20 protein-coding genes are annotated in these 23,936 nt (G+C 44.5%); 9 read left to right on the top strand and 11 right to left on the bottom strand.

Annotated features, from left to right (window positions below; all coding sequences use genetic code 11):
• Nucleotides 1–24: 24 nt before the first annotated feature.
• The 3 genes from R7R78_RS05020 to R7R78_RS05010 form a co-directional block, all read right to left on the bottom strand.
• The gene (locus R7R78_RS05020) at nt 25–723 is read right to left on the bottom strand and encodes a response regulator transcription factor (protein ID WP_225466227.1); all 699 of its coding nucleotides are present in this window, start codon (nt 721–723) and stop codon (nt 25–27) included.
• The gene (locus R7R78_RS05015) at nt 720–1,754 is read right to left on the bottom strand and encodes a DUF4118 domain-containing protein (RefSeq protein WP_225466226.1); all 1,035 of its coding nucleotides are present in this window, start codon (nt 1,752–1,754) and stop codon (nt 720–722) included. Before R7R78_RS05015 ends, R7R78_RS05020 begins: the two co-directional genes overlap by 4 nt.
• Before the next feature lie 237 nt (nt 1,755–1,991).
• Entirely contained in the window at nt 1,992–3,845 is a 1,854-nt protein-coding gene (locus R7R78_RS05010) for an ABC transporter ATP-binding protein (protein WP_033906862.1), read from the bottom strand.
• Nucleotides 3,846–3,990: 145 nt separating this feature from the next.
• Between R7R78_RS05010 and R7R78_RS05005 the strand changes: the two genes are divergently transcribed.
• From R7R78_RS05005 to fhuB, 4 genes are read left to right on the top strand one after another with little or no spacing between them, the layout of a single operon-like run.
• Nucleotides 3,991–6,093: a TonB-dependent siderophore receptor gene (locus tag R7R78_RS05005; protein ID WP_132936302.1), complete on the top strand. Its 2,103-nt coding sequence runs from the start codon at nt 3,991–3,993 to the stop codon at nt 6,091–6,093.
• Nucleotides 6,094–6,144: 51 nt separating this feature from the next.
• On the top strand, nt 6,145–6,930 hold the full coding sequence (locus R7R78_RS05000; RefSeq protein ID WP_005375174.1) for an ABC transporter ATP-binding protein: 786 nt from the start codon (nt 6,145–6,147) through the stop codon (nt 6,928–6,930).
• Entirely contained in the window at nt 6,921–7,850 is a 930-nt protein-coding gene (locus tag R7R78_RS04995; RefSeq protein WP_213903445.1) for an iron-siderophore ABC transporter substrate-binding protein, read from the top strand. Before R7R78_RS05000 ends, R7R78_RS04995 begins: the two co-directional genes overlap by 10 nt.
• Nucleotides 7,847–9,814, top strand: a complete 1,968-nt coding sequence (gene fhuB / locus R7R78_RS04990) for a Fe(3+)-hydroxamate ABC transporter permease FhuB (RefSeq protein ID WP_047103935.1) — start codon at nt 7,847–7,849, stop codon at nt 9,812–9,814. Before R7R78_RS04995 ends, fhuB begins: the two co-directional genes overlap by 4 nt.
• A 95-nt stretch (nt 9,815–9,909) precedes the next feature.
• Here fhuB and R7R78_RS04985 read toward each other — a convergent pair whose 3' ends face one another.
• From R7R78_RS04985 to R7R78_RS04950, 8 genes are all read right to left on the bottom strand, one after another.
• A complete protein-coding gene (locus R7R78_RS04985) occupies nt 9,910–10,758 on the bottom strand; it encodes a mechanosensitive ion channel family protein (protein ID WP_005375171.1) in 849 nt (282 codons plus the stop codon).
• A 95-nt stretch (nt 10,759–10,853) separates the two neighbouring features.
• The gene (locus tag R7R78_RS04980; protein ID WP_213966363.1) at nt 10,854–12,194 is read right to left on the bottom strand and encodes an HlyD family type I secretion periplasmic adaptor subunit; all 1,341 of its coding nucleotides are present in this window, start codon (nt 12,192–12,194) and stop codon (nt 10,854–10,856) included.
• On the bottom strand, nt 12,169–13,887 hold the full coding sequence (locus R7R78_RS04975) for a type I secretion system permease/ATPase (protein ID WP_042521608.1): 1,719 nt from the start codon (nt 13,885–13,887) through the stop codon (nt 12,169–12,171). The genes R7R78_RS04980 and R7R78_RS04975 overlap by 26 nt, the downstream gene beginning before the upstream one ends.
• A gap of 152 nt (nt 13,888–14,039) precedes the next feature.
• Nucleotides 14,040–14,630, bottom strand: a complete 591-nt coding sequence (locus R7R78_RS04970) for a calcium-binding protein (protein ID WP_005375168.1) — start codon at nt 14,628–14,630, stop codon at nt 14,040–14,042.
• A 206-nt stretch (nt 14,631–14,836) separates the two neighbouring features.
• Nucleotides 14,837–15,493, bottom strand: a complete 657-nt coding sequence (locus tag R7R78_RS04965; protein WP_213966365.1) for a LuxR C-terminal-related transcriptional regulator — start codon at nt 15,491–15,493, stop codon at nt 14,837–14,839.
• Between the two features lie 228 nt (nt 15,494–15,721).
• Complete coding sequence (locus R7R78_RS04960) at nt 15,722–16,390, bottom strand: LuxR C-terminal-related transcriptional regulator (protein ID WP_021707603.1); 669 nt, start codon at nt 16,388–16,390, stop codon at nt 15,722–15,724.
• Nucleotides 16,391–16,636: 246 nt separating this feature from the next.
• A complete protein-coding gene (locus R7R78_RS04955) occupies nt 16,637–16,837 on the bottom strand; it encodes a restriction endonuclease subunit S (protein ID WP_005375165.1) in 201 nt (66 codons plus the stop codon).
• Between the two features lie 56 nt (nt 16,838–16,893).
• Nucleotides 16,894–18,810, bottom strand: coding sequence for a methyl-accepting chemotaxis protein (locus R7R78_RS04950; RefSeq protein WP_017821859.1), 1,917 nt, complete (start codon nt 18,808–18,810; stop codon nt 16,894–16,896).
• 310 nt (nt 18,811–19,120) lie between these two features.
• On the opposite strand from R7R78_RS04950, the gene R7R78_RS04945 reads away from it, so the two are divergent.
• From R7R78_RS04945 to R7R78_RS04925, 5 genes are all read left to right on the top strand, one after another.
• Entirely contained in the window at nt 19,121–20,077 is a 957-nt protein-coding gene (locus tag R7R78_RS04945; protein WP_005383914.1) for an AAA family ATPase, read from the top strand.
• A gap of 13 nt (nt 20,078–20,090) precedes the next feature.
• A complete protein-coding gene (locus R7R78_RS04940) occupies nt 20,091–21,017 on the top strand; it encodes a DUF58 domain-containing protein (RefSeq protein WP_005383915.1) in 927 nt (308 codons plus the stop codon).
• 37 nt (nt 21,018–21,054) lie between these two features.
• Entirely contained in the window at nt 21,055–21,531 is a 477-nt protein-coding gene (locus R7R78_RS04935; RefSeq protein ID WP_042521614.1) for a DUF4381 domain-containing protein, read from the top strand.
• On the top strand, nt 21,524–22,528 hold the full coding sequence (locus R7R78_RS04930; protein ID WP_042521616.1) for a vWA domain-containing protein: 1,005 nt from the start codon (nt 21,524–21,526) through the stop codon (nt 22,526–22,528). The genes R7R78_RS04935 and R7R78_RS04930 overlap by 8 nt, the downstream gene beginning before the upstream one ends.
• On the top strand, nt 22,521–23,936 hold a 1,416-nt coding region (locus tag R7R78_RS04925; RefSeq protein WP_225473200.1), incomplete at its 3' end, for a VWA domain-containing protein. The genes R7R78_RS04930 and R7R78_RS04925, both read left to right, overlap by 8 nt.

Raw genomic sequence — 23,936 nt, 5'->3', positions numbered from 1 at the left:
ATTAACGTTGATTAAATTTGGAATTTAGTGGTGCTTGGACGTCTCAAGCACTAAACGATAACCCAGCCCCGGCTCGGTTTTTAATAGCCGCTGTTCGTCAGCACTATCGTTCAGTTTTTTGCGTAGTTGACTCACTAGCACGCGTAAGTAGTGAGTATCTTCGACATGACTTTTTCCCCAAATCACCGCTAGCAAATGAGTTTGCTCAATGAGTTTTCCCGGCTTGAGAATCAATTGTTCAATGAAAGAAAACTCTTTCTTGGTGAGTGGAATTTCCCTCTGATCCAACCAAAATTGGTGAGTGCTTTTGATGATTTTGACTCGGCCAGCCACCAGCTCATCAGCGATGGATTGCTCATCCACCAAATCTCGAACCAGCACTTTGATGCGCGCGATGAGCTCTTTTACGCCAAAAGGCTTGCTCAAGTAATCATTCGCGCCCGCTTCTAAAAGGCGGATTTTTTCCTCTTCTTGATCGCGAGCCGTCAGCACTAGCACTGGCGTTTTATACGTCTGACGAAGCGTAGTGAGAAACTCCTTCCCATCGCCGTCGGGCAAGCCTAAATCTAGCAGAATGACGTGCGGCGAATGCGCTTCGAAACACGCTTTGGCTTCTGAAATGGTACTCGCGCCAATGTAATCAAACCCTTCAGCAGACAGGGAAATTCGAATAAAGGTATGAATGCGAGGCTCATCGTCCACGACTAAAACTTTGTAACTCACGCCTGCTCTGCTCCTTGATTGAGTGGAAGTCGAATGCGGATCAGCGTCCCTTCTGATACTGGCATAGATTGAATCTCTCCTTGGTGTGCGATGATGATGCCTTTGGCAACCGCGAGTCCCATTCCGGTGCCTGAATCGGCCGATTTGTTGTTCGCGCCGGAATAGAAAAGGTTGAATATTTTTTCCGCATCTTCAGCTTTGATGCCAATCCCCATGTCCCGAACATCAATCACGCACGACGAACCCTGCTTAGAAAGAGAAACCTCAACAGATTCATTCTCTGGTGAAAATCGCATGGCATTATCCAGCACATTAAAAATCGCTTGTTCGATGAGCGAACGACTTACTGACAAATAATCAACGGAATCATCCATATTCATGGACACTTTCTCGGTGTAATTTGGCAAACGAGAAACCGCATCCCGAACAATATCTGCAATCAACTCATCTTTTTTGGTAATTTTTAATGTGCCGTGCTGGAGCTTAGTCGCCTGTAAGAGGTTCTCGATATATTGATGCAAGCGATGGCTTTCTGAAGTCGCACTGTCGAGCAATTCTTTACGCTCTAAGCCATTGAGCTTGGGCATGTACTCGTTGAGTGTGGTCAATGTTCCAATAATGGTTGCCAGCGGCGTGCGTAAGTCATGGGACACCGATAGCAGGATGCTGTTTTGCAGCTTGGTTTGTTTTAACTCGCCCTGCTGGCGACGATAAAGATCCGCAAAGGTGCTGGTGATAAATGCCACCACCATAAACACGACTAAATTAAAAATGTCTTCCGGACGAAACATCTGCAAAGAGTAACGAGGCGTCGTGAAAAAGAAGTTGAAGCTCAACGCTTCGATCACCGCCGCCGCATAAGCGAATCGCGAGTTGCATTGAAACGCCACTACCACGACCGCTAACTGTAAAATCAGCAGAACTGCGGCTGTAGAGCCAAACAGTTGGTCTAACAACCATGAGACGACAACCGCGCCAACAATCACGGTAGTAGAAAAGAGAAAGGTGTTATCTCGCCATTGAACAAACATAAAATACATCAACCAAAATTCGATGTAGAAAACTTTAGCAAAAGCCCATTCGGAGTTCGCGTAAAAAAAGCGTAAAAAATTCAATAACGACAGTGAGTTATAAACATAATCATCATTAAGTTAGCCTAACTTAATGAATAATCACAAGTTAACGTTGCCCATTAACGCCTACTTACTCGGTATAAACGACAGACACAAAAAAGAGGAGCATTTGCTCCTCTTTCGTGTAGCGTCATATTAGATGACTTGCAGTTGAGCATCACCTTGCTCAGACAAAAATCCGCCGGTTTGATGCTTCCACAACTGAGCGTAAACACCACCCAATTGCAGCAGCTCGTAATGCGAGCCTTGCTCAATGATTTTGCCGTCATCCATTACAATCAAACGATCCATCGCGGCAATCGTTGATAAACGGTGAGCAATCGCAATCACTGTTTTTCCTTCCATCAGAACTTCAAGGTTTTCTTGAATTGCCGATTCTACTTCTGAATCAAGTGCAGACGTTGCTTCATCCATGATCAAAATTGGCGCGTTTTTCAGCAGAACGCGAGCAATCGCCACACGTTGACGCTGACCACCAGACAGCTTCACACCGCGTTCACCCACTTCAACGTCATAGCCAACGTTACCTTGCTCGTCTCGTAGAGATTGAATGAAATCATGAGCATGTGCTTTCTCAGCAGCTGCGATAACGGCATCCATTGAAGCATCTGGATCACCGTAAAGAATGTTCTCTTTAATTGAACGATGCAGCAAAGAGGTGTCTTGCGTGATCATACCGATGTGTTGGCGAAGCGACTCTTGTTCGACTTGAGAAATGTCCTGTCCATCAATACAAATCTTACCGGTATTTACGTCGTAAAAACGCAGCAACAAGTTGACCAACGTGGATTTACCTGCCCCAGAACGACCGACAATGCCGACTTTTTCGCCCGGTTTGATAGTCAGGTTCAAGTTCTCAAATACCGCCTTCTCGTCACTGTAGTTAAAACCTACGTGATCAAAGCAGATCTCACCTTGAGAGATTTGCAAAGGCTTAGCATTTGGTACGTCTTTCACTTCAACATCGTTTGAAATCGTATTAATACCGTCTACTACTGTACCGATGTTTTCAAACAGTGCGCTAACTTCCCACATGATCCACTTCGACATACCTTGTACGCGCAACGCAATACTGATGGCAATCGCAATAGCACCAATTGTTACAGCGTGATCTAGCCATAGATAAACCGAAATGGCACTAATAGACATCAGCAGCAAATAGTTGATGGCATCCACACTAAACAGTAAACAAGTCACCATGCGCATTTGGCGGTAAACCGTCACCAAAAATTGCTTCATGCTGCTTTCTGCGTATTCCAACTCTCGTTGCGAGTGCGCGAATAGCTTTACGGTAGATATGTTGGTGTAAGAATCGACAATGCGCCCAGTCATTACAGAACGAGCATCCGCTTGCTCCGTCGCTACTTGTTTCATTTTAGGGATAAAGTAGAACTGGATAACCGCGTACATTCCTATCCAAATCACAATAGGCAACATTAGCAAACCATCGGCTTCGCCCATCATCCAGAGCATCGAAAGAAAATAAACGCTGATATAAACCAGTACATCCACCAGCTTCATGACCGTTTCTCGTACCGCTAACGCACTTTGCATCACTTTGGTCGCAACTCGGCCTGCAAAGTCACGCTGGAAAAATCCAACCGCTTGTTTTAGCAAGTAACGGTGAATCAACCAACGGATAGACATCGGGTAGTTACCCAATAACGTTTGGTGCATCACCATTGAGTGGACAAAACCGAGAGCTGGCATCACAACCGCCACTAAGAACAGCATCATTAGCATGCGATCACCCTGGTCTTGCCAGAATGTTGCACGATCTTGATTAGAGAGAATATCGACGAGCTCGCCCATATAACGCAACAGCGTCACCTCAGTAATGGCAATAAGCGCACTGAACACAGCCATAACGAGTAAAGGGGCTTCAAAGCCACGAGTGTAAAAACGACAAAAGCCAAATAGCGTCTTCGGTGGCTTTTCGGTTTCCATCTGGGGAAAGGGTTGGGTCAGTTTTTCAAACCAATTGAACATAACAATGACTTTAGGTACCGCGAATGAATTTGCGAACGTTTTACTATCTTTTGATACAAAAGTCAGTAAAATACCGAAACAAAAGCTCAAATGATAATAATTACAATTAAGCTTAGCGTTAATCATAATTATCGGGAATAGATTTATGCAAAAGAATAACTCACTGACCATCGCTATCCGCAACGCGTTGGTTTGTGCTTTAGCACCTACAGCAGTGGTTGCATTCACAGCACAAGCTCAAGAAGACGTCGTACAAGATGACGTGATTGCCATGGAGACCATAACGGTCACCGCGCAAGCACTTAAAGTAGAAACCCCTGCGGCAGAAACGCCTCGCAGCGTATCTATCATTTCTGAAGATGAACTTCGTGTTCGTGCACCGAAAAAGCTAGATGAAGCATTACGCTACACGTCTGGTGTAACCGCTCAGCCTTATGGCGCAGACAACGACACTGATTGGTTCAAAGTTCGTGGATTTGATGCAGCGACTTACCTAAACGGCAACCGCCTATTCCGCGATGGTTACTACACATGGTTGGTCGAACCTTACGGCCTAGAAAGTGTAGAAGTCGTTAAAGGTCCATCGGCTATTCTGTTTGGTGAATCGGCACCAGGCGGTATCGTGAATGCTGTTCAGAAAAAACCAACGTTTACGCCTCAAGGCGAAGTAAAAGTCGAAGTTGGCAACAACCAACACCAATCCGTAGGTTTTGACATTGCTGACGAAGCAAACGACGCAGGCACTGTGCGCTATCGTTTGGTTGGCTTGATGACAAGCCAAGATGGTGAACTGGACGGCACAAACAACGAGCGTTTCTACCTAGCGCCAAGTGTCGAGTTCGACATTTCTGACCGTACAATGCTGACCGTTTTGGCAACTTACCTTCATGATGACGGTGTACCAACTAACCCATTCTTCCCAGCTGCAGGTACTCTGATTGGTTCTAACTTTGGCAAAATCGATCCTTCGACTAACCTTGGTCAACCAAACTACGATAAATACGAACGCACGCAGTTTTCTCTAGGTTACTTACTAGAGCACGACATCAATGACACGTGGTCACTCTCGCAAAACCTCAACTACGGTTCGAATGAGTTGTACTTGCGCAGCTCTTACGCGTTCTCAAACAACGATCCAGCGAAAGAAGAGTTAACGCAAGGCATCGTATTCCGTGACGGAAAAAACCAGAGCATCACGTTCGACAACAATGCTGTCGGCAACTGGATGACAGACAACGCAGAGCACACAGTGCTTATCGGTATGGATCTGCAATTCCACAAAACCGATGGCGACGAGCAAGACAACTATGCATTTGGCACTATCAACCCGTGGAACCCAGTTTACGGCAACTTCACCCCTCTTGATCCTGCCAACAACGTGAAACGTGAGATTGAGAAATCTCAAGCAAGTCTCTATTCACAATACCAATTGAAACTGCATGAACAGTGGATTGGTAACATCGGTGCTCGTTACGACTGGGTGAAAACAGAAAACTCTGGCAAAGGCGCTACCGTTGATCAAAGTGAATCTCGTGATGATGGTCAGCTCTCTCTAAGTGCGGGTGTGATGTACCTTGCAAACAATGGTCTGTCACCTTACGCAAACTACTCTCAGTCGTTTGAAGTGATCAGCACTATTGATGCGGCAACCAATGAACTTTACAAACCGCTGGAAGGCGAGCAAGTAGAAGTGGGTGTAAAGTATGAGCCAAGCTTTATGGATGGCTTTATCAACCTTGCATGGTTCGACATCACGCAAAAGAACGCGTTGGTCACTAACCCATCAACATGGATTGCGACACAAACAGGTGAAGTGACATCTCAAGGTGTTGAGCTAGAAAGCACGGCGCAGCTAACCGACGATCTAAAACTGATGGCAAGCTACACCTACACTAAAGCGAAAACAGATGAGAGCTTTGGCCAAGGTAAAAAACAAGCCGCACTTATTCCTGAGCACCAAGCTTCTGCATGGGTAGACTACAGCGCCTACAGCCTGATTCCAGGCCTCAATATCGGTACTGGTGTGCGCTACGTAGGTGAGTCAAAAGATAACCCTAAGAGCTCGAACCTAACGGTTCCTTCAGTCACTCTTTGGGATGCGTCAGTCACTTACGACATCACTTCACAGTGGCAAGCACAGCTAAACGTGAACAACATCCTAGATAAAGAGTTTGTTTCAGGTTGCGATTACTGGTGTTACTACGGCCAGTCTCGCTCTGTTATGCTAAACGCAAACTACCGCTGGTAATTGTACTTCTACTCCCCTCTATTGAGGGGAGTTTTCTCCTAAGAGCCATCCATGTTTCAACTGTCTAATATTGAGATCGTGCGAGGTGGACGTCAGATCCTCGGCATCGAACAACTTAACATCCCAACAAATGAGCTAACGGTCGTTTTAGGCCATAACGGTTCAGGTAAGTCGACACTGGTGAACCTGCTTTCTGGTCAAATGTCGCCAGATAAAGGTACGGTAACACTAAACGATACTTCCCTTTCATCACTTAAAACCAAAGAGTTGGCAAAACAGATCGCCTATTTGCCACAAAAGCTGCCCTCTTCAGCTGGTTTAACGGTCGAAGAGCTAGTGCGCTTAGGTCGCTTTCCGTGGCGTGGGGCACTTGGTCGTTGGAAAACCGAAGACAAACAGATCATCACGCAGGCTATGGAACGAACAGGGGTTACACCTTTTGCTCAAGCTTTGGCGGATGACTTATCGGGCGGTGAGCGCCAACGTGCTTGGGTGTCTATGCTACTGGCTCAACAATCGCCAATTTTAATTCTCGATGAGCCAACCTCGGCGCTCGATGTTCACCATCAGTTTCAACTAATGGCGCTGCTGGCAGAACTGAATCGAACCGAGAATGTAGGCATTATCGTGATCCTGCACGATCTGAACTTAGCACTGCGCTACGCCACCCACATTGTTGCGCTCAAAAAAGGTAAGATTGCCTTTGAAGGCAACGCCGACATGTTGTTAGACGAGGCACGCCTTTCTAAACTATATGAGTCACCAATTAAGCTGATTGAACACCCAAGCCCGGCTAACACATTAGCGAGCCAAAAGGTGGCTGTTGTATGCGCATAATAGCTCGTTTACTTACTGTGGTTACACAATCTGCTTTTCTCCTCGTATTTTTTATGACCAATGCACATGCAGTCATCACCGTTACCGATGAATATGGTGAGCATAGTTTTGAGCAAGCGCCTCAACGCGTTGTTGCCTTAAACTGGGACATCTTAGAACAAGTTTTGGCGCTAAACGTAGAACCAATCGCAGCCCCAAATTTACCAGGCTACCGCCAATGGGTCGTCAATCCAACCGCACCAGAGTCAATTGAAGATATTGGGACCCGAGCAGAACCCAACTTAGAAAAAATAGCCAGTTTGAAACCAGATGTCATCCTTGCTGCGTCTCCACAGCAAGACTTGATTCCGTTACTCAAACAAATTGCTCCGGTAATCTATTTACCTAATTTTTCTGAAAATGAGGCCGCAGCTGAAACGGCCATTCGTCACTTTCGTACGCTCGGCAAGCTATTCAATAAAGAGGCACTTGCTGAACAGAAATTGGCAAAATTAGATGCTTCATTTGCGCAGATGCGCCAGCGAATTCGCCATTATTACTCTGCTCCACTCAGCGTTCTTGTGATGCGATTTTCAACCCCGAATACTGTATTACTTGCAACCGAAAACTCCACCACTGACTACGTGGTTAGAAAACTGGGATTACAGGCTCCAATTAAAGAGGACCCACGTGCGTGGGGAGTAAAGCAAGATCGAATCAATCGGCTTCAGAGCCTTCAAAACAGCTACGTTCTCTACGTACAACCTTTCCCAGAAGAACGAAAACTGAAAGAGTCGCCACTTTGGCAAGCGATGCCGTTTGTGAAAAAGCAGCGGGTAAATTCAGTCAGAGCAGTGTGGGCGTATGGCGGTGCCATGTCTTTGCAATACACCGCTGAAGCGATTACCGACAGTCTAATAGAGTTGGCACCAGAACAATGAGAACGAAACATTATATTGGTTATCTGGCGCTGATTACGTTACTTAGCGTCTTTAGCCTACAAATTGATACTAATTTATCACTTTTCGAACAATGGCAATTATTAACAAAACCAGAGGTAGCAACCGAGTTTCGTGACGTATTCTTTACGCAAGCGCAGCTTCCTAGGTTAAGTATGACCCTGCTTGTTGGTGCCATGCTTGGTCTCACCGGCAGCTTAATGCAGCAATTAACGCAGAATAACCTCACCTCGCCGTTGACTCTTGGCACCTCTTCTGGTGCTTGGCTTGCATTAGTCGTGGTAAACATTTGGTTCGTCGATTGGGTCGCCGATTACTCTGCATTAGCCGCAATGGTTGGGGCTTTAGTGGCGTTTGGCCTGATCGTATCAATTGCCGGTGTGCGTAATATGACAGGTTTGCCGCTGGTCGTTTCGGGGATGGTGATCAATATCTTGCTCGGTTCTATCGCCACAGCCATTATTATTTTAAACGCCCAGTTCGCACAGAATATTTTTATGTGGGGAGCAGGAGACCTTTCTCAATACAGCTGGGATTGGTTTGAGTGGTTATTGCCTCGCTGCGCTATCGCAATCGTAATTTTGATCGTCGCACCACGTATTCTGACCTTAATGAAACTGGGACAAGAAGGCGCAGCAGCCCGAGGCTTAGCGGTATTACCCGCGTTTGGTGCATTAATGGTGATGGGTATTTGGCTGGTATCAGCCTCCATCACCGCAGTTGGTATTATCAGCTTCATCGGATTACTGACACCCAATATTGCCAGAGCGATGGGGGCAAGAACACCGCGCGACGAATTGATCAGCAGCATGCTTTTGGGCGCAATGCTACTAATCATCACAGACTCTGCCGCTATCTCGCTGAGCTTATGGTTAGAGGAAACCATTCCTAGCGGTGTAGCGGCTGCAGCTATTGGCGCTCCCGCTTTAATTTGGTTTACTCGTAAAAAGCTGACGGCAACCGATCAACTTAACCTTTCAATGAGCCAAGGAAAAACGGCGCTTTCTAAACGCGCGGTATGCAGCATTGCGCTATTCAGTCTGGTTGGGATTCTAGCTTACTCATTCGTTACCCATGGTATAAACGGAATTCAATGGTCTGTGCCAGGTGAGTTCCAATGGCAATTGCGTTGGCCGCGAATGTTAACCGCACTTTCTGTCGGTATTGCGCTATCCGTTGCCGGAATCATTTTGCAACGCATTGTTTATAACCCTCTGGCAAGTCCCGATATTCTCGGTGTGTCTTCCGGAGCCACGTTTGCCATTATTACGACAGGAGTCATCGCTGGGTCGCTTCTCTCCGCATTTAGCTGGGGTATCGCTTTTTTCGGAAGTATGTCCGTATTGATGTTATTGCTGATTATCGGTAAACGAAGCCATTTTAATCCATCTAACTTCGTGTTGTCCGGCATCGCACTAACGGCACTATTAGAAGCCCTCGTTCAATTTTCGCTAGCTCAAGGCTCAGGTGACAGTTACAAAATTTTATTGTGGCTAACTGGTTCTATTTATCGAGTCACAGCCGACACCGCACTGATGCTATGTTTGGCCATAATAGTTCTGCTTGCCGCTGTTTTCTCGATTTCTCGTTGGCTAACACTAATTTCCATCGGGCGACAATTCTCAAATGCACGAGGGCTTAACCCTACCGTAGCCAATACGCTTATGCTCACCATCGTTGCTTTGTTATGCGCCTTTTCTACCGCTACAGTTGGTCCAATATCTTTTGTTGGCTTGGTCGCTCCCCATATGGCGATGATGTTAGGAGCAAGAAAAGTGAAAGAGCAACTGTGTGTCGGTGCCTTAATTGGCGCAACCCTAATGTTGTGGGCAGATTGGCTAGGACAAATCGCTATTTATCCAAGTCAGGTCGCAGCTGGCACGTTGGTCGCTATTATAGGCAGCACTTACTTCCTATTTTTAATGCTGAAGAGTAAATTCAGCTAAGTTGGGAATATTGTTACAGCCTAAAAATACGCTAAGAAAAACAAACCCCGCTATTTTGATAGCGGGGTTTGAAATTAAAGGCGAAGTACGATGCTCTATTCTTCTCGCACTACAGGAAAACGTTGCTCATAAAGTTCCATAAAGTCCTTACGAATTAAGTGCTCTAAGTGGTTCGCTTTATCGGTTGGGCAGAAAATCATCACGTGCAGAATTTGTTCACCATTAATGTTGCTAGAAATATGCATATGTGGCTCAGAACCAGGAAGGTCAACACCGGCATGTTTTTCAATCATCGCATTGTAACGATGTGCAACATCAGCAAAGTAACTGCAATGTTCTTCAATTTTATCAGTTAAAATCGGTAACAGTGGATACAAATTGACGAAGTCTTTCACCACTACAGAAAAGTTGTGGTAAACGTACCGCTTCATGAAGTTGAGGTTCTTTACTGGATAGGTAAAGAACATACTATTAGGCAATGTCGCTGTTTTGCCGGTGTAATGATATTGCCCGTGATGCAGGTCGATCTCTTGAATCACCGTCGCCATCATATTGTGCTCAATCACTTCACCACACAACTTTCCGACCTCAATCCAGTCTCCAACGCGAAAAGAACGCGAACTTGCTCTTTGAATCGAACCCGTAAAACACAAAATGATTTCTTTGGATGCCACTACAATGGCAACGGCAATCGCCGTTACACTCAGAGCAAACTCGTTAATTTCTGATTGCCATAAAATAAATAAAATCAGTAATGTAACAGCAAAGGTGCCATTTTTAGTTCTGGACATCCAACTACGCTGATCTTCTGAGAGAAAAGCGTGATCACCACGAATCATCGATAAAATTGCACGACGAATTAACCACATAATCGCAAAGATCAGTGCGGTAAAAATCAATTTATGAGTGAGAAGAAAATCGACAACTAACTGCACTTTCTCCATTCCACGGCTCCCTCGAATAAAAATACGGCCCAGTAACAGCTAACGATAACAAATTATTTTGTCTGTTGTCCGTGCTCACTCAAGTCTTTTTGAAATTACTCCTCTCTGAAGGCGCGATTCATGCTTTCTGTAATTGGCTTTATTAGGTAGCTCAATGGCGTTCGTGGCTCAGATAAAATAAGCACTTCGGCATTCATACCTGAGGTTAAACGATGTTTTGTCACATCTTCCGGTGAAATTGCAATTCTAGCGAGATAAAAATCTTCTTGGTTTTCTTGCGAGAGCTTATCGGCAGAAATCGTCAGCACTGTACCGTCTAAAGGTGCCAACGTCCGAGCATTCAGAGCGGTCAGACGAATATGCGCTTGCTGGCCTGGATTCACTAAATCAATATCCTGAGGATTAACACGAGCCTCGACTAACAACTTATCGTCTTGCGGAACCAGTTCTAGTAACGTTTCACCCGACCCAATCACACCTTTTTCGGTAAACACTTGCATGTTGACTACGCGACCAGAAATAGGTGCGTTGATCGTTGTTCTTGCGACAATATCTTGAGCGGAGCGATATTCTTCCCGAATTGCGACAATTTCCGTTTTGGTATTTCGTAGTTCCTCGACAATCTCATTCAGCCTTTCAAGCTTCAACTCTTCAATTTGCGCTAGGTTCTCATCTAACCTTTTTCTAACGGTGAGCGATTGCCTGTCTAACTGGCTTAAGGTACTTCTCACCTCCGCTGCTAAGCGCTTGAGTTGAAGTAAAGTAGATTTTCCCGAGAAACCTTTTTGCACCAAGGCTTGGTTGCTGTCTATTTCTTCAGCAATAAAGTTGAGCCGTTCCGTCTCAATCACTTTGGTTTGCTGAAGGTTTTCAAGCTCTAAACTTGCTCCAGAAATACTCTGCTCAATGATACTCAGTTTACTATCAAAGAATCGCTTTCTCGCTTCAAAGATCTTGTTTTGAACCAGTTGTGCTTCTTGTACGATATCGACACGGGGAATGCTTTCAAGATCATCAGACCATACAATCGTTGGAAGCTCGTCAAGCTCCGCACTTAAACGGTTTTCCTTTGCTAGAGTATGGATAAAACGACCACTTAACGAGTCCAACTTAGCCATAGCTTGACGCTTAGAAAGTTGAATTAATAACTGACCTTTTTCGACTAAATCCCCCTCCTGTACATATAGCTTTTCAATAATACCGCCTTCTAAATGCTGAATTTCTTGTCGCTTAGTGAGAACTGACAAATCACCATAAGCAATCGCTGCACTTTCTAATTTGGCTGTTGCAGCCCAGTAGCCAAGACCTCCAAGAAAAACACTTAAGGTCACCACACCAAGTAAAATTGGTTTTCGAAAGCTTAGTCTCGCTTTGGGGCTAAAACGATATACGATCTCGGTAGAACTCTGATTAACGGTTGGCAGTTGATTGCTCATTTCTTACCCTTGGGATATCTGTTCTTTCTTCGCCCATCAAACGTTTTAATACTTCATCTTTAGCGCCGTATAACTTGACTCGGCCGTCAGCCAAATACAACAGCCTATCCATTTGTCGTAACGTACTCGGATTGTGGGCAATGACGATAATCGTTGTACTCTGTGCTTTTAAATGGGCAATCAAACGTTGATACGCAGCCTCTCCCTCACCATCGAGGTTGGCATTCGCTTCATCGAAAATCACAATAGATGGGTCGCCATAAACGGCTCTTGCAAGAGCGATTCTCTGCCTTTCCCCCCCAGATAAACCACGGCCATTTTCACCAATAATGCAATCATAGCCTTTGTTTTTCTTGAGTATTAATTCATGACATCCTGCTAGTTGCGCCGCCTTGATGACTTTAGCGGGGTCTTCTTCTTTAAAGCGCGCGATGTTCTCTCGAATTGTGCCAGGAAATAACTCCACCTCTTGAGCGAGATACCCAAAATGCACGCCGCGATCTTCAGATGCCCATACGGAGACTTCCATACCATCAAGAGTCACTTTACCCGCTAATGGCTTAACCGTACCTAATAGCAGCCGAGCAAACGTCGATTTACCCGTACCAGAAGGGCCAATCACCCCAACAGCAACACCCGGAGGAATCGATAAGCTGAGCGATGAGAGCACTGGTTCAGTTGCTCCAGGGTGGCGATAGGCCAGTCCGGTAAGCTCATAGTGTCCTTTTGGTTTAGGCAGTGGCATATCTGATTCATCTTGGCGCACGATCGCATCGATTTCTTTCAACCTTTTATAGGCGCCTTTAGCAGACATCGCGCTTCGCCACGTGCCTATCGCCTGCTCCATCGGCGATAATGCCCGACTCATTAATATGGAGCTCGCGATCATCGCCCCTGCCGTTATCTCATGTTGGATAACTAACCATGCACCACCTCCCAGTAAAAATATCTGTAATGAGCCACGCACAAACTTAGAAAAGTTAGCCATGTAGATAGACTTACCTGCAACTCGCTCTTCAAGCACATTCACTTCGCTCACGCGCGACTGCCACTTCTCTAAAAATGCATTCATCATCCCCATTGCGAGAATTGAATTGGAGTTTTGCGTGGCTAATTCTGCGTTGTTGATATGAGAAATCGCTCTGACTTCGCTCTCTTGCATTGTTTTACGCGTCATTAGCTCATTAAGTAGACCTAGGCTAAACAATACGATAGATCCAAGTAACGCGATGTGACCTAATATCGGGTGCAATAAATACACAAATAAAATAAACAGCGGTGTCCAGGGCGCATCCAACAGTGGGTAAGGTGCTTGACTGCTCAAAAAGCTTTTGATGTTCTGAATGTCTCTCAGAGTTTGCGAGGTATAACTCTTCCCAGTATGTGATTGATATTGAATCGTGCGCTTGAGCATGAAAGCGGAGAGTTTTGTGTCCATCCAATAACCAAAAGATTTACTCATTTGTGCTCGTGCAATGTCGATGATGGACATGGTTAACAGCGCGACAATTACGATGACAGTGAGCAAGAATAAAGTATCGGTTGAGTAGGAAGATATCACTCGGTTGTACACTTGAAGCATGTACAACGGAATCGAGAGAACCAATAAGTTGATAAAAAGGCTAAAAACGATCAGCAAGCCCGCAAGCGTGCATAGTTTTTGTTTCACTTCTTTGAAAACCGTTTTTTGCACGACTACTTCCGTTTAACGTGAAAATTGTAGGCGCCAGAAATACTAGCGCCTAGCTTAAGGTAACCTCAAATCGCTCTAGAGTGTCCGATTAGTGCACCTCAGCATGGCAGAGCCACGCAAACTAATTCCCATCCAGAGTTATTTTCAGTCGTTTAGATTACGAACAGATCTGCACCATAGGTGTTGATGTCAGTTTCAGTCACGCCAATAAGTTTCACTGTTAGATCAGCCCCATCGGTAAACACTGCATTCCCAACTGCATCGTAGCTAAAGCTTAAATCACCAAAGTCAGTGACAGAGTCGCTAATGATATGCAAAGAGTCTTCACCAATGGTGAAATCAACAACTTTGGCTTCGCCATGGCCACCAAACTTATCCGTGAACACAAACTTATCGCCATTGCTGCCGCCAACTAAAACGTTGTCACCAGAACCAGCAACAAGAATATCTTCACCGACACCACCATTTAATTTATTGTCACCCAGCAAACCCAACAGCAAGTCATTACCGGTACCACCGCCGAGGTAGTCGTTTCCTGTACCAGCCCTAAGGATGTCATCTCCAGCACCACCAGTTAGGCGATCGTCGCCGTCGCCGCCGATCACATAATCATTACCGCCACCGCCAACAAACGAGTCATTACCACCAAAACCGATAAACAAATCATCGCCGCCATCGAAATCAGCAAATTGGTTATTTACACCTGCATCGCCTAAATACGTGTCATTGTCACTTGCGCTCATTTTTATTCCCTCTTAGCTTATTAATTGAATAGACCTTCTGTTCCACGTCTGACTAGATTCGTCACGACATGAGAAGTCTAATAGTCAACTGAATAGGAATAAGTTTGAATATGGGATGATATTTCAGACTGACATTTTAATAATAAATATAAAATTTAGTACTTTATAGAGTATTTTCTTTTTATTACAGCAAGTTAATACTAGTACTACAGGTTTCTCTTAGCCCAACTTGTAGCTTGCGTACGGTTCTTTACTTCTAACTTTCTAAAAATATTGTATAGATGTGATTTAATAGTATGCTCGCTGATAAATAAAGAATCAGCGATTTCCATATTTGAACCACCTTCTTTCAACATTTTTAAAACCTGAACTTCACGCCGAGTAAGCTCAACCTCAATAGCAGGTTCGATAATGTTATTTGCTTCTCTACCTCGATAATAATTTACTAGCTGATCAAGTAATCTTCGAGACAGCCAGTTATCCCCTTTTATTATTGCTTTTAATCCCTGACAAACCTTGTCCATTGAATCTCCTGGACCAAATATACCTTTTACATGAGGCCAAGAAGCGAGTTCTTCTGTGTCTAAGTCATAACCTAGATTAAGCATTATGGTTCCTAGCACTTTATTACTATCTTTTAAATAAACTAAAGTTTCGGAAGGAATCTCAACTGAAAAATCAACAAGCAAAAAGTAGCGTTCCGGAATGAGTTCATGATAGCTAGGGTTTTTAGTATCAATGATCGTTATTCTAGTTTCTGTATTTTTAGAAAGCATTTCCTTAAAGTTTTCACTCTGTAAACTTTGTTGAGTGAGCATTAGGATTTCAGGCTTTTCCATATACTGTTCCATAATGTTTCTCATACTTTCAGTGACTTAACATTCTTAAATTAGTAGTTAATCGTCAGCACTTAGTTTGATATGTAAGTGCTAGTTCACAGAGTAAAGTTATTTGCTACTTTTTTAAATTCTAAAGTTATTAAAAAGAGAATCAAAAAAAGTGTTTCTCATAAAAGAAACACTTTTAACACATTCAGGTCACAGAAATTATTAAGAGTTTACTAAATTAGGCAACCTAATATTGCAATAGCATTACACCGTTAACGAGTTGTCTGAAATATTTTCCTTTGCCCAAATAAGTGCTTGAACTCTATTTTTCACATCAATCTTCTTGAAAATATTATGTAAATGCGTTTTTACCGTATTCTCGCTGACAAATAATTGTTCGGCGATTTGTTGATTGGACGCCCCCATGGAAAGAAAGGTAATTATTTGTTGCTCTCGTTTGGTCAGAATAGCGGAAACATTCTTATTTATAGGTTTGCAATGTCGACGAAGGTAAGTAATGTACTGCTGAGAAAACTTACGGCTGAACCACATATCTCCTTGAAGCACCTTACCAATACCAACTTGCAACGTTTTTATATCATCAGAGGTATAGAAAATACCGGCCAAAGTACGCCAAGCAAAGAGATCTTCTGTCGATATGGATTGCTCACAATTAATTAAGATTTCAAGCGTGTCTTTCTGCTTGGCCGCTTTAAACTCCGCATAACGGCGAAAAATTTCATCCGTGATCACGCTGCAATCAACAATAATGGCTGATGCAAGAGATTCATGTAACACTCCGTGAATCAGATTATCTGGCGTGATTAGAGCAACACTAATACCGAGTTTGGTCTCCAATACATCTTTCAACAGAGATGACTGTAGACTTCCCTCCGTGATTAAAATAACGTTTCTTTTTTTTTGCTGCTCCATCCTGATCGCATTCCCTTGGTCGTTTTTATTGAAATACGCAATAGATTTAGATAGAGCGGTAGTATTGTCAAGTATGAAAATCACTAGTACTAATTAATAACTCATTGAAGTGTCAATAATTTTTAAGTGGCAAGTATGTGAGAGGTATTAGCATTTTTCAGACATTAAAAAAGGGAGTATAAACTCCCTTTTTGTGTTTGAGCAGGTGATTTAATCACGCACGTTAGAGGCAAAACACCACCTAACTTAGTGGATTGGAACTGCGTTTTTTTGGTTAAACTTACCAAAGTGTTGTTCTAACACTTCTGGCGTCAGCTTACCTTCCGCTTCCAGCTTTTTCAGCTCAGCGACGATCGCTTTTTGCTCTTCTAGCGACGGCAGTTTTACTTCTGGCTCCTGAGCGGTTTCTTGAGAAATTTGCTCTAGTTCTTTTTCGAAGTCATTCATAGTACTTACCTAAAATTAATGATTGAACTTTTAAACTTCGCCTATTCTATCCAACTCTATAACTTGAAGCTACCAACCATCTTGTCCAAACGAGAAGAGAGCGCTTGAAGATCGCGACTTGCATCCGCCAACTCTTCTGCTGTCGCGGTTGTCATTTCATTTATCGCGTTGATTTCTTCGATATTTTGATTAATGGTATGCACCACCGTGGATTGCTCTTCCGTCGCCGTTGCAACTTGTGTATTACGATCAGAGATGTCGGTGATTCGTTCAGAAATACTGATTAATACCTCGACTGCTTCATCGGTAGAAGTAACCCCTTCTATGGTGACCGCTTTGCCCGCTTCCATAGCACTTACCGCGTCTTGTGCGTCACTTTGAAGCTGATTGATCATGCGCTGAATCTCTTCTGTAGAATCAGCCGTGCGTGAAGCTAGGTTTCTTACCTCATCAGCAACAACCGCAAAACCACGTCCCTGCTCACCAGCACGAGCAGCTTCAATTGCAGCGTTTAGCGCAAGTAAATTCGTTTGCTCAGAGATGTCACGAATTACACCCAGAATCGAGCCAATATCTTTGGTTGTCGATGCCAACTGCGTAACAACAATATTGGTTGTTTCAACATCATCGGCTAGGCGGCTGATCACCTCTTTTGCTTTCATCACAACTTCTCGACCAGTTTGAGTGTTATCTGAAGCCTGATTTGCCGTATCAGCAGCGGTAGCCGCGTTTGATGCAATTTCACTGATGGTCGCACCCATTTGGTTGATAGCTGCAACTACTTGAATGGTTTGATCACGCTGCTCTTGGCTGTTGTCGTGTGTGGATGTTGCTTTCGTTGACACACTTTCTGCCGCTTGACTTAATGAGCCACTGGTTAAAGCAACCTCTTTCATCGTGGCATGAATCTTCTCAATAAATCCATTAAAGCCTTTTGAAAGCTGAGCAATTTCATCATTACCCTTAATTTCAATACGCTGCGCCAAATCGCCTTCACCTTGCCCAAGGTCGGTAAAACGATCGGCAATCAGTCGGATTGGTTTCGTAATGCTGTTTGCTAACCATACGCCCATGAGGATGAATACAACGGCAACAATGATGGTCGTAAACAGCATTTTTTTAGCTGTCGCATTCAGGTCTGCGAATACTTCATCAACGGGAACCACGCCAATAACAAACCAGTTCATTGAAGGAACATACAAACTAGAAACAAAAGTATCCTGCCCTTCAAACTCCACATTAATTAGGTTGAAGCTATTTTTGTTCAACAGCGCACTTGCGTCACTACCAAATAGTTTAGTGATAGAAGTTTGGTTCTTACCTTGTTGGCGGTGTATTTGAATCTGGCCTTGTTCATTAGTGAGGAACACGTAACCCGTATCTTCAATTTTAAACCCATTGAGCAAAGCAACCATGTCTCCCATAGATTTAGAGAGACCTGACATTGATGTACCATTAAGATCTTGGAAATTGGCAAACATTTTCACTTCGCCATTTGCCTCTTGGAACACACTCACGGATGTTTCTTGACCAGACGACGTAAATCCAAAGAACCAAGCATCTTGCGTTCGGTTAAGTTGACGTAAGAATCCGTTTTGATTCCAGTAATATGCCGTTTGACGATTCGCTACCGACGCATCATTAAGACCATACTGTGATTTAACGTTATTGAGCTGCTGAACCAACTGAACTTCTACTGACGGATCACGGTCTGTATTAGATAGGGCTTCAACAATAAATTCGTTTGTAGCCAGCTGTTTTGCCGCTTGTTGCATTTCGACAACTTCGCGGTCAATTTCGGTATTGATTTGCTGCAACATCGCAGGTAGCTCGATGTCAATAAGACGATGGCTCAATACATCTCTCGCATGACGCTGAGCCATAACACCAACAATGATTGTTGATGCTAGAACAGCAAACGTAATGCCAAGTACAACCTTCTGTTTGATGCTCAAGGAATGAAGTTTCAACATATTCGGACCTTTTAAAAGAATCACTTGTTATTGGCCCCACAAGGGGAATCAGGTGCATATCTCATGACACGCACACCACGGAATCTTTATCGGCTCATATGTACAAAACTAGAGGCATTTCTCATTATATTATGAAAAATAAATGTAACACACTGTCAAATAAGCACTTTCAGAGATAGCACGTACTTGCAATTCTCTGTAGCGTCCCAATATTGAAAAGATAAATTGCAATAGAGCATTGGAACTTTTTTCACATGGAAAATGACCAATACTCAACACGAAAATCACATGGATACCGAGAGTCCAAAGCATGCATAAATCTAACTTCGAAACTCTTCAGCAATACTTAGAGTCGCAGATCATCGGACAGCAAGATCTGGTAAAGCAACTGCTTGTTGCGCTTCTTGCGGATGGGCATATTTTAGTTGAAGGCCCTCCTGGGTTAGCAAAAACCCGTGCAGTAAAATCACTCTCAGACTGTGTTGAAGGTGACTTCCACCGAATTCAGTTCACCCCTGACTTGCTGCCAGCCGATTTAACCGGCACCGATATCTTCCGTCCCGAAACCGGAGAATTCACTTTCCAGTCAGGTCCTATCTTCAACTCGCTTATTCTTGCGGATGAGATAAACCGTGCACCAGCCAAAGTACAAGCGGCAATGCTTGAAGCAATGGCAGAGAAACAAGTCACAGCAGGTCGTCATACCTACCCGCTGCCAGAGTTGTTTTTGGTTATGGCAACTCAAAACCCGATAGAGCAAGAAGGGACCTACCCCCTTCCTGAAGCGCAGCTAGACCGCTTTTTATTGCATTTAGAAGTGGAATACCCAGATGCAGAGCATGAGCTATCTATCTTGCGTATTAACCGCGGAGAAGCAAAGGGCGAAGTAAAGGTTGAACGCCCAATGTTAAGCCAACAAGATATATTCACTGCACGTAAAGAGGTGTTGGATATTCATATGGCAGAAACGATAGAGCAGTACATCGTCCGTTTAGTTATGGCGACACGTCAAGCCAACGAATATGACACTGAGTTGGACAAGTGGTTGTCAATGGGTGTGAGTCCGCGTGCCACCATCGCTCTTGATCGCTGTGCACGTGCGCACGCTTGGCTTGCTGGTCGTGATTTTGTCTCTCCGGAAGATGTTCAAACCATGGCTTATCCGGTACTGCGCCACCGTTTATTATTGAGTTACCACGCTCAAGCGGAAGGCATTACGGCAAACCAGGTCATCGATAAACTGCTAAACCTTGTTGGCAGTGCATAAACGAGTGAGTGATATGTCCGCTACACATTCATTACCACCTCATGCGAATGGGGTGACATTAACCCTTGAAGAGCTGCTCCAATATCGCACTCAATCTGTACGTTGGTTACCACCAGCACAGAGTCTCTGGTCGCAGATGAGTGGTAACCATACCAGTCGCCAAAAAGGGCGAGGTATGGATTTTATGGAGGTGCGCCAATATCAACCTGGCGACGATATTCGCAGCATTGATTGGCGAGTCACCGCTAGGACCGGTAAAGCACATACGAAGTTGTTTGCAGAAGATAAAGAGCAAGCGGTCATTCTTTATCTTGATCTAAGTTCTAGTCTACATTTTGGATCTAAGTATGTACTCAAATCCGTTCAATTGGCCCACTTTGCCAGTGTTCTAATTTGGCTAACTCTAGCTAAAAAAGATCGCATCGGCGCAGTGATTGATGACGGACATCAATGTCTTGAATTTCGCCCCTCTTCTTTACAAAGACAAGGGCTGCGGATTCTTAACGCCATAGTCGACATACATAATGCGCAAGTAACTCGTACTGCAAGCAACGACACTCGTACACTGCCGTATGCACAAGTATTGGAGACACTTCATACGCTCACCCCAAAAGGCAGCGAATTGATTATGCTCAGTGACTTTGCCCACGTAACACCAACGGAACTGGCACAACTACGTCGACTCAAACAACACAATAGCGTAAGGGCTGTTCAGTTTTATGATCCGTTAGAAAGAGGCGAAACAGACTTTAGAGGTCAAGTGAAAGCTTCGGATGGGCTGCATAGTCAATGGTTTAACTTTGGCTCTAAAGGACAACGAAGAGAACTCGAAAGCCACTTTACCCAACATCAAGAAACCATTAAGCAGCAATGCCATTCGATAGCAATTCCATTTAACACGCTATCAAGTGGCTGGCCCTTAATTTCACAATTAAGCTAACAAACTGACAAGCAGTATTTATTAAGCAGTAATAATAATGACAACAAACAACCAAAGCCTAGACCTTGAACCTTTGATTTTGCCAAACGCACCGGATTGGTTTCCGCTCGCTTGGGGATGGTGGGTGGTGATTGCAGCAACCTTGCTGTTCGTTTTCGGCATTTGTCTTTATGTGAGATGGCGTAAAAAACACTTACGCGCAAAAAAGACAGCATTAACACTTTTAACTCAACCTACCGCGCCTCATACCCCCTCTTCTGCTCTGGAAATATTGCGCCAGGCAGCATTGAGTTACTTTCCGCGTGAAGAGATCGCACCATTAACTGGAATCGCTTGGTATAAATTTCTCGATAGCCATACCAAAGAGACTCGATTCGTAGATAAACAACATCAGTGGCAAGAAGCGTTGTATCAGAATTCCTCCCAAGGGCATCATCAAAGCTTGGTAGACGATTGTGTCTTTTGGATAACCTACGCTTTGCCACCAAAGAAAAAGGCAAATAACCGTGACTGAGCAAACACTCATAACCGATCTTGCCCAATGGCTAAACATTGAATTTGTCTGGTGGTGGGCACTGTTTTTGTTGCCCATCCCCTGGTTGGTATACAAGTTCCTGCCACAAGAATCTCAACAAGCCGAGATCAAATTGGCGTACTTACCAACTAATGAGAATAGCAGCAAACCTAAGCAAGCCCTGCAAAAAGCGCTTTCAATCGCGATCTGGGGCCTTCTTGTCGTCGCTTGTGCGCGTCCAGTTTGGTTTGGCGATCCCGTTGAATTCCAACCCAAATATCGGGACTTGATGTTAGTCGTCGATCTGTCCGGTTCGATGCAGCAGGAAGACATGGAACTCAACGGCGAATATATCGATCGCCTCACAGCAGTCAAAAAAGTTCTGTCTGATTTCGTAGCAAAGAGAAAAGGTGACCGTCTCGGAGTTGTTTTGTTTGGCGACCATGCTTATTTGCAAACACCACTCACTGCAGACCGCAAAAGCGTCATGCAACAGATTAATCAAACCGTCATCGGCTTGGTTGGTCAACGAACCGCCATTGGTGATGGTATTGGGTTAGGCACAAAAACCTTTGTAGACAGTGATGCTCCCCAACGAGTCATGATTTTGCTCAGTGACGGCAGCAATACTGCAGGGGTGCTCGAGCCGCTAGAAGCAGCGGAAATTGCGAAAAAATACAACGCCACTGTTTACACCGTGGGCGTGGGCGCTGGTGAAATGATGGTAAAAGAGTTTTTCATGACTCGCAAAGTCAACACCGCAGCCGACTTAGATGAACAAACACTGACTAAAGTGGCAGAGGTGACAGGTGGACAATATTTTCGAGCGCGAGATACAGAAGAGCTCGAAAAGATTTATGACACCATCAACCAGCTAGAACCCGTATCTAGCGACACACAAACTTGGCGCCCTCAGTCTGAATGGTTTCCATATCCATTAAGCGCTGCATTTGTATTGTCGGTATTGTTATTCCTATTAAGGAGAAAACATGGCTGAGTTTATTTTCCTCAATCCTTATTGGCTTTTGGGGCTCATCGTGATCCCTATTGCACTCTTGCTTAATCACAAATTTAGAGCCCAAAAGTCCACACTGATTGCCCCTCACCTATCGCGGATGCTCGGACAAAACACGCAGTCTAAGCATTACTTCACTCTATGGGGTTTAGCTTGGGCAATAACTTGCATTTCATTAGCGGGGCCAAGCTGGCAGTCCAATGCTCGACCAAGCTTTGAGTTAAACCAAAACCGTATCTTGGTGCTTGATATGTCTCGCTCTATGTTTGCTACAGACATCCAACCCAATCGGCTAGCACAAACACGTTATAAGGCGCTCGATTTGCTGCCTAAATGGAAAGAGGGAGCCACTGGACTTATTGCTTACGCTGGCGATGCCTATAACTTAAGTCCACTGACAACTGATTCCAGTACGCTTGCGGGCATTATCGAAAATTTGTCACCAGAGCTGATGCCTTTTCAAGGAGCAAACCTGCCTGCCGCGATTGAACTGGCGATCAACCAGTTTTCTCAAGCCGGCACGCAGCAAGGCGATATCATCGTGTTAGCGGATGATCTTGATACGTCAGAGCTGTCTCGCGCGTTAGATTTAGTCCAAGGTACAAAGTTTCGCATTTCTGTTCTTGCCGTCGGGACTCCTAACGGTGCGCCTATCGCGCTGCCCGATGGCTCTCTGCTAAAAACTGCACAAGGCACTACCGTCGTAGCGAAAACAAATCTGAAAAATCTACAAACGCTAGCGAATAAGACTGGTGGCCTATTTGTTCCTATTCAGCACACCAACCGTGATGTTGAAAACATCGCGGCCTTTACCAATAACATTGGTAGCCAGCTTTCTGCGACCCAAAGCGAAGAAGTTAAAACTGATTCTCGTCTCAACAGTGGCTTTTGGTTACTGCCGTTGTTACTTCTTCCTGCGGCTTTACTGTTTCGACGCGGCCTGATTTGGATGGTAGTTGCGACTGTAGTCCCAGTAACGTGGACACCGCATGCAGAAGCTAATCCGTTCTTAAATGCCGACCAACAAGGAGCGGAACTCTACAAGCAAGGTGAGTATGAACAGGCGCAAAACCTATTTACAAACCCAAGCTGGAAAGGAGCCGCCAGTTATCAAAAAGGTGACTACGAAGCCGCTATCGAAGCATTTTCTCATGATGCCTCCCTTAACGGCCGCTATAACCTCGCCAACTCGCTCGCTCAAAATGGTCAATTAGAAGATGCGGCTGATTTGTATAAAAAACTGCTAGAGGAAAAGCCTAACTTTGAAGCCGCGAAGAAAAACCTATCGGTTGTAGAAGAAAAGCTAAAACAGCAACAGCAACAGCAACAGCAACAGCAACAGCAACAGCAACAGCAACAGCAACAGCAACAGCAACAGCAACAGCAACAG

The organism is Vibrio sp. 2134-1 (assembly GCF_033339495.1).
This window is presented reverse-complemented; position numbering and strand designations above follow the sequence as displayed.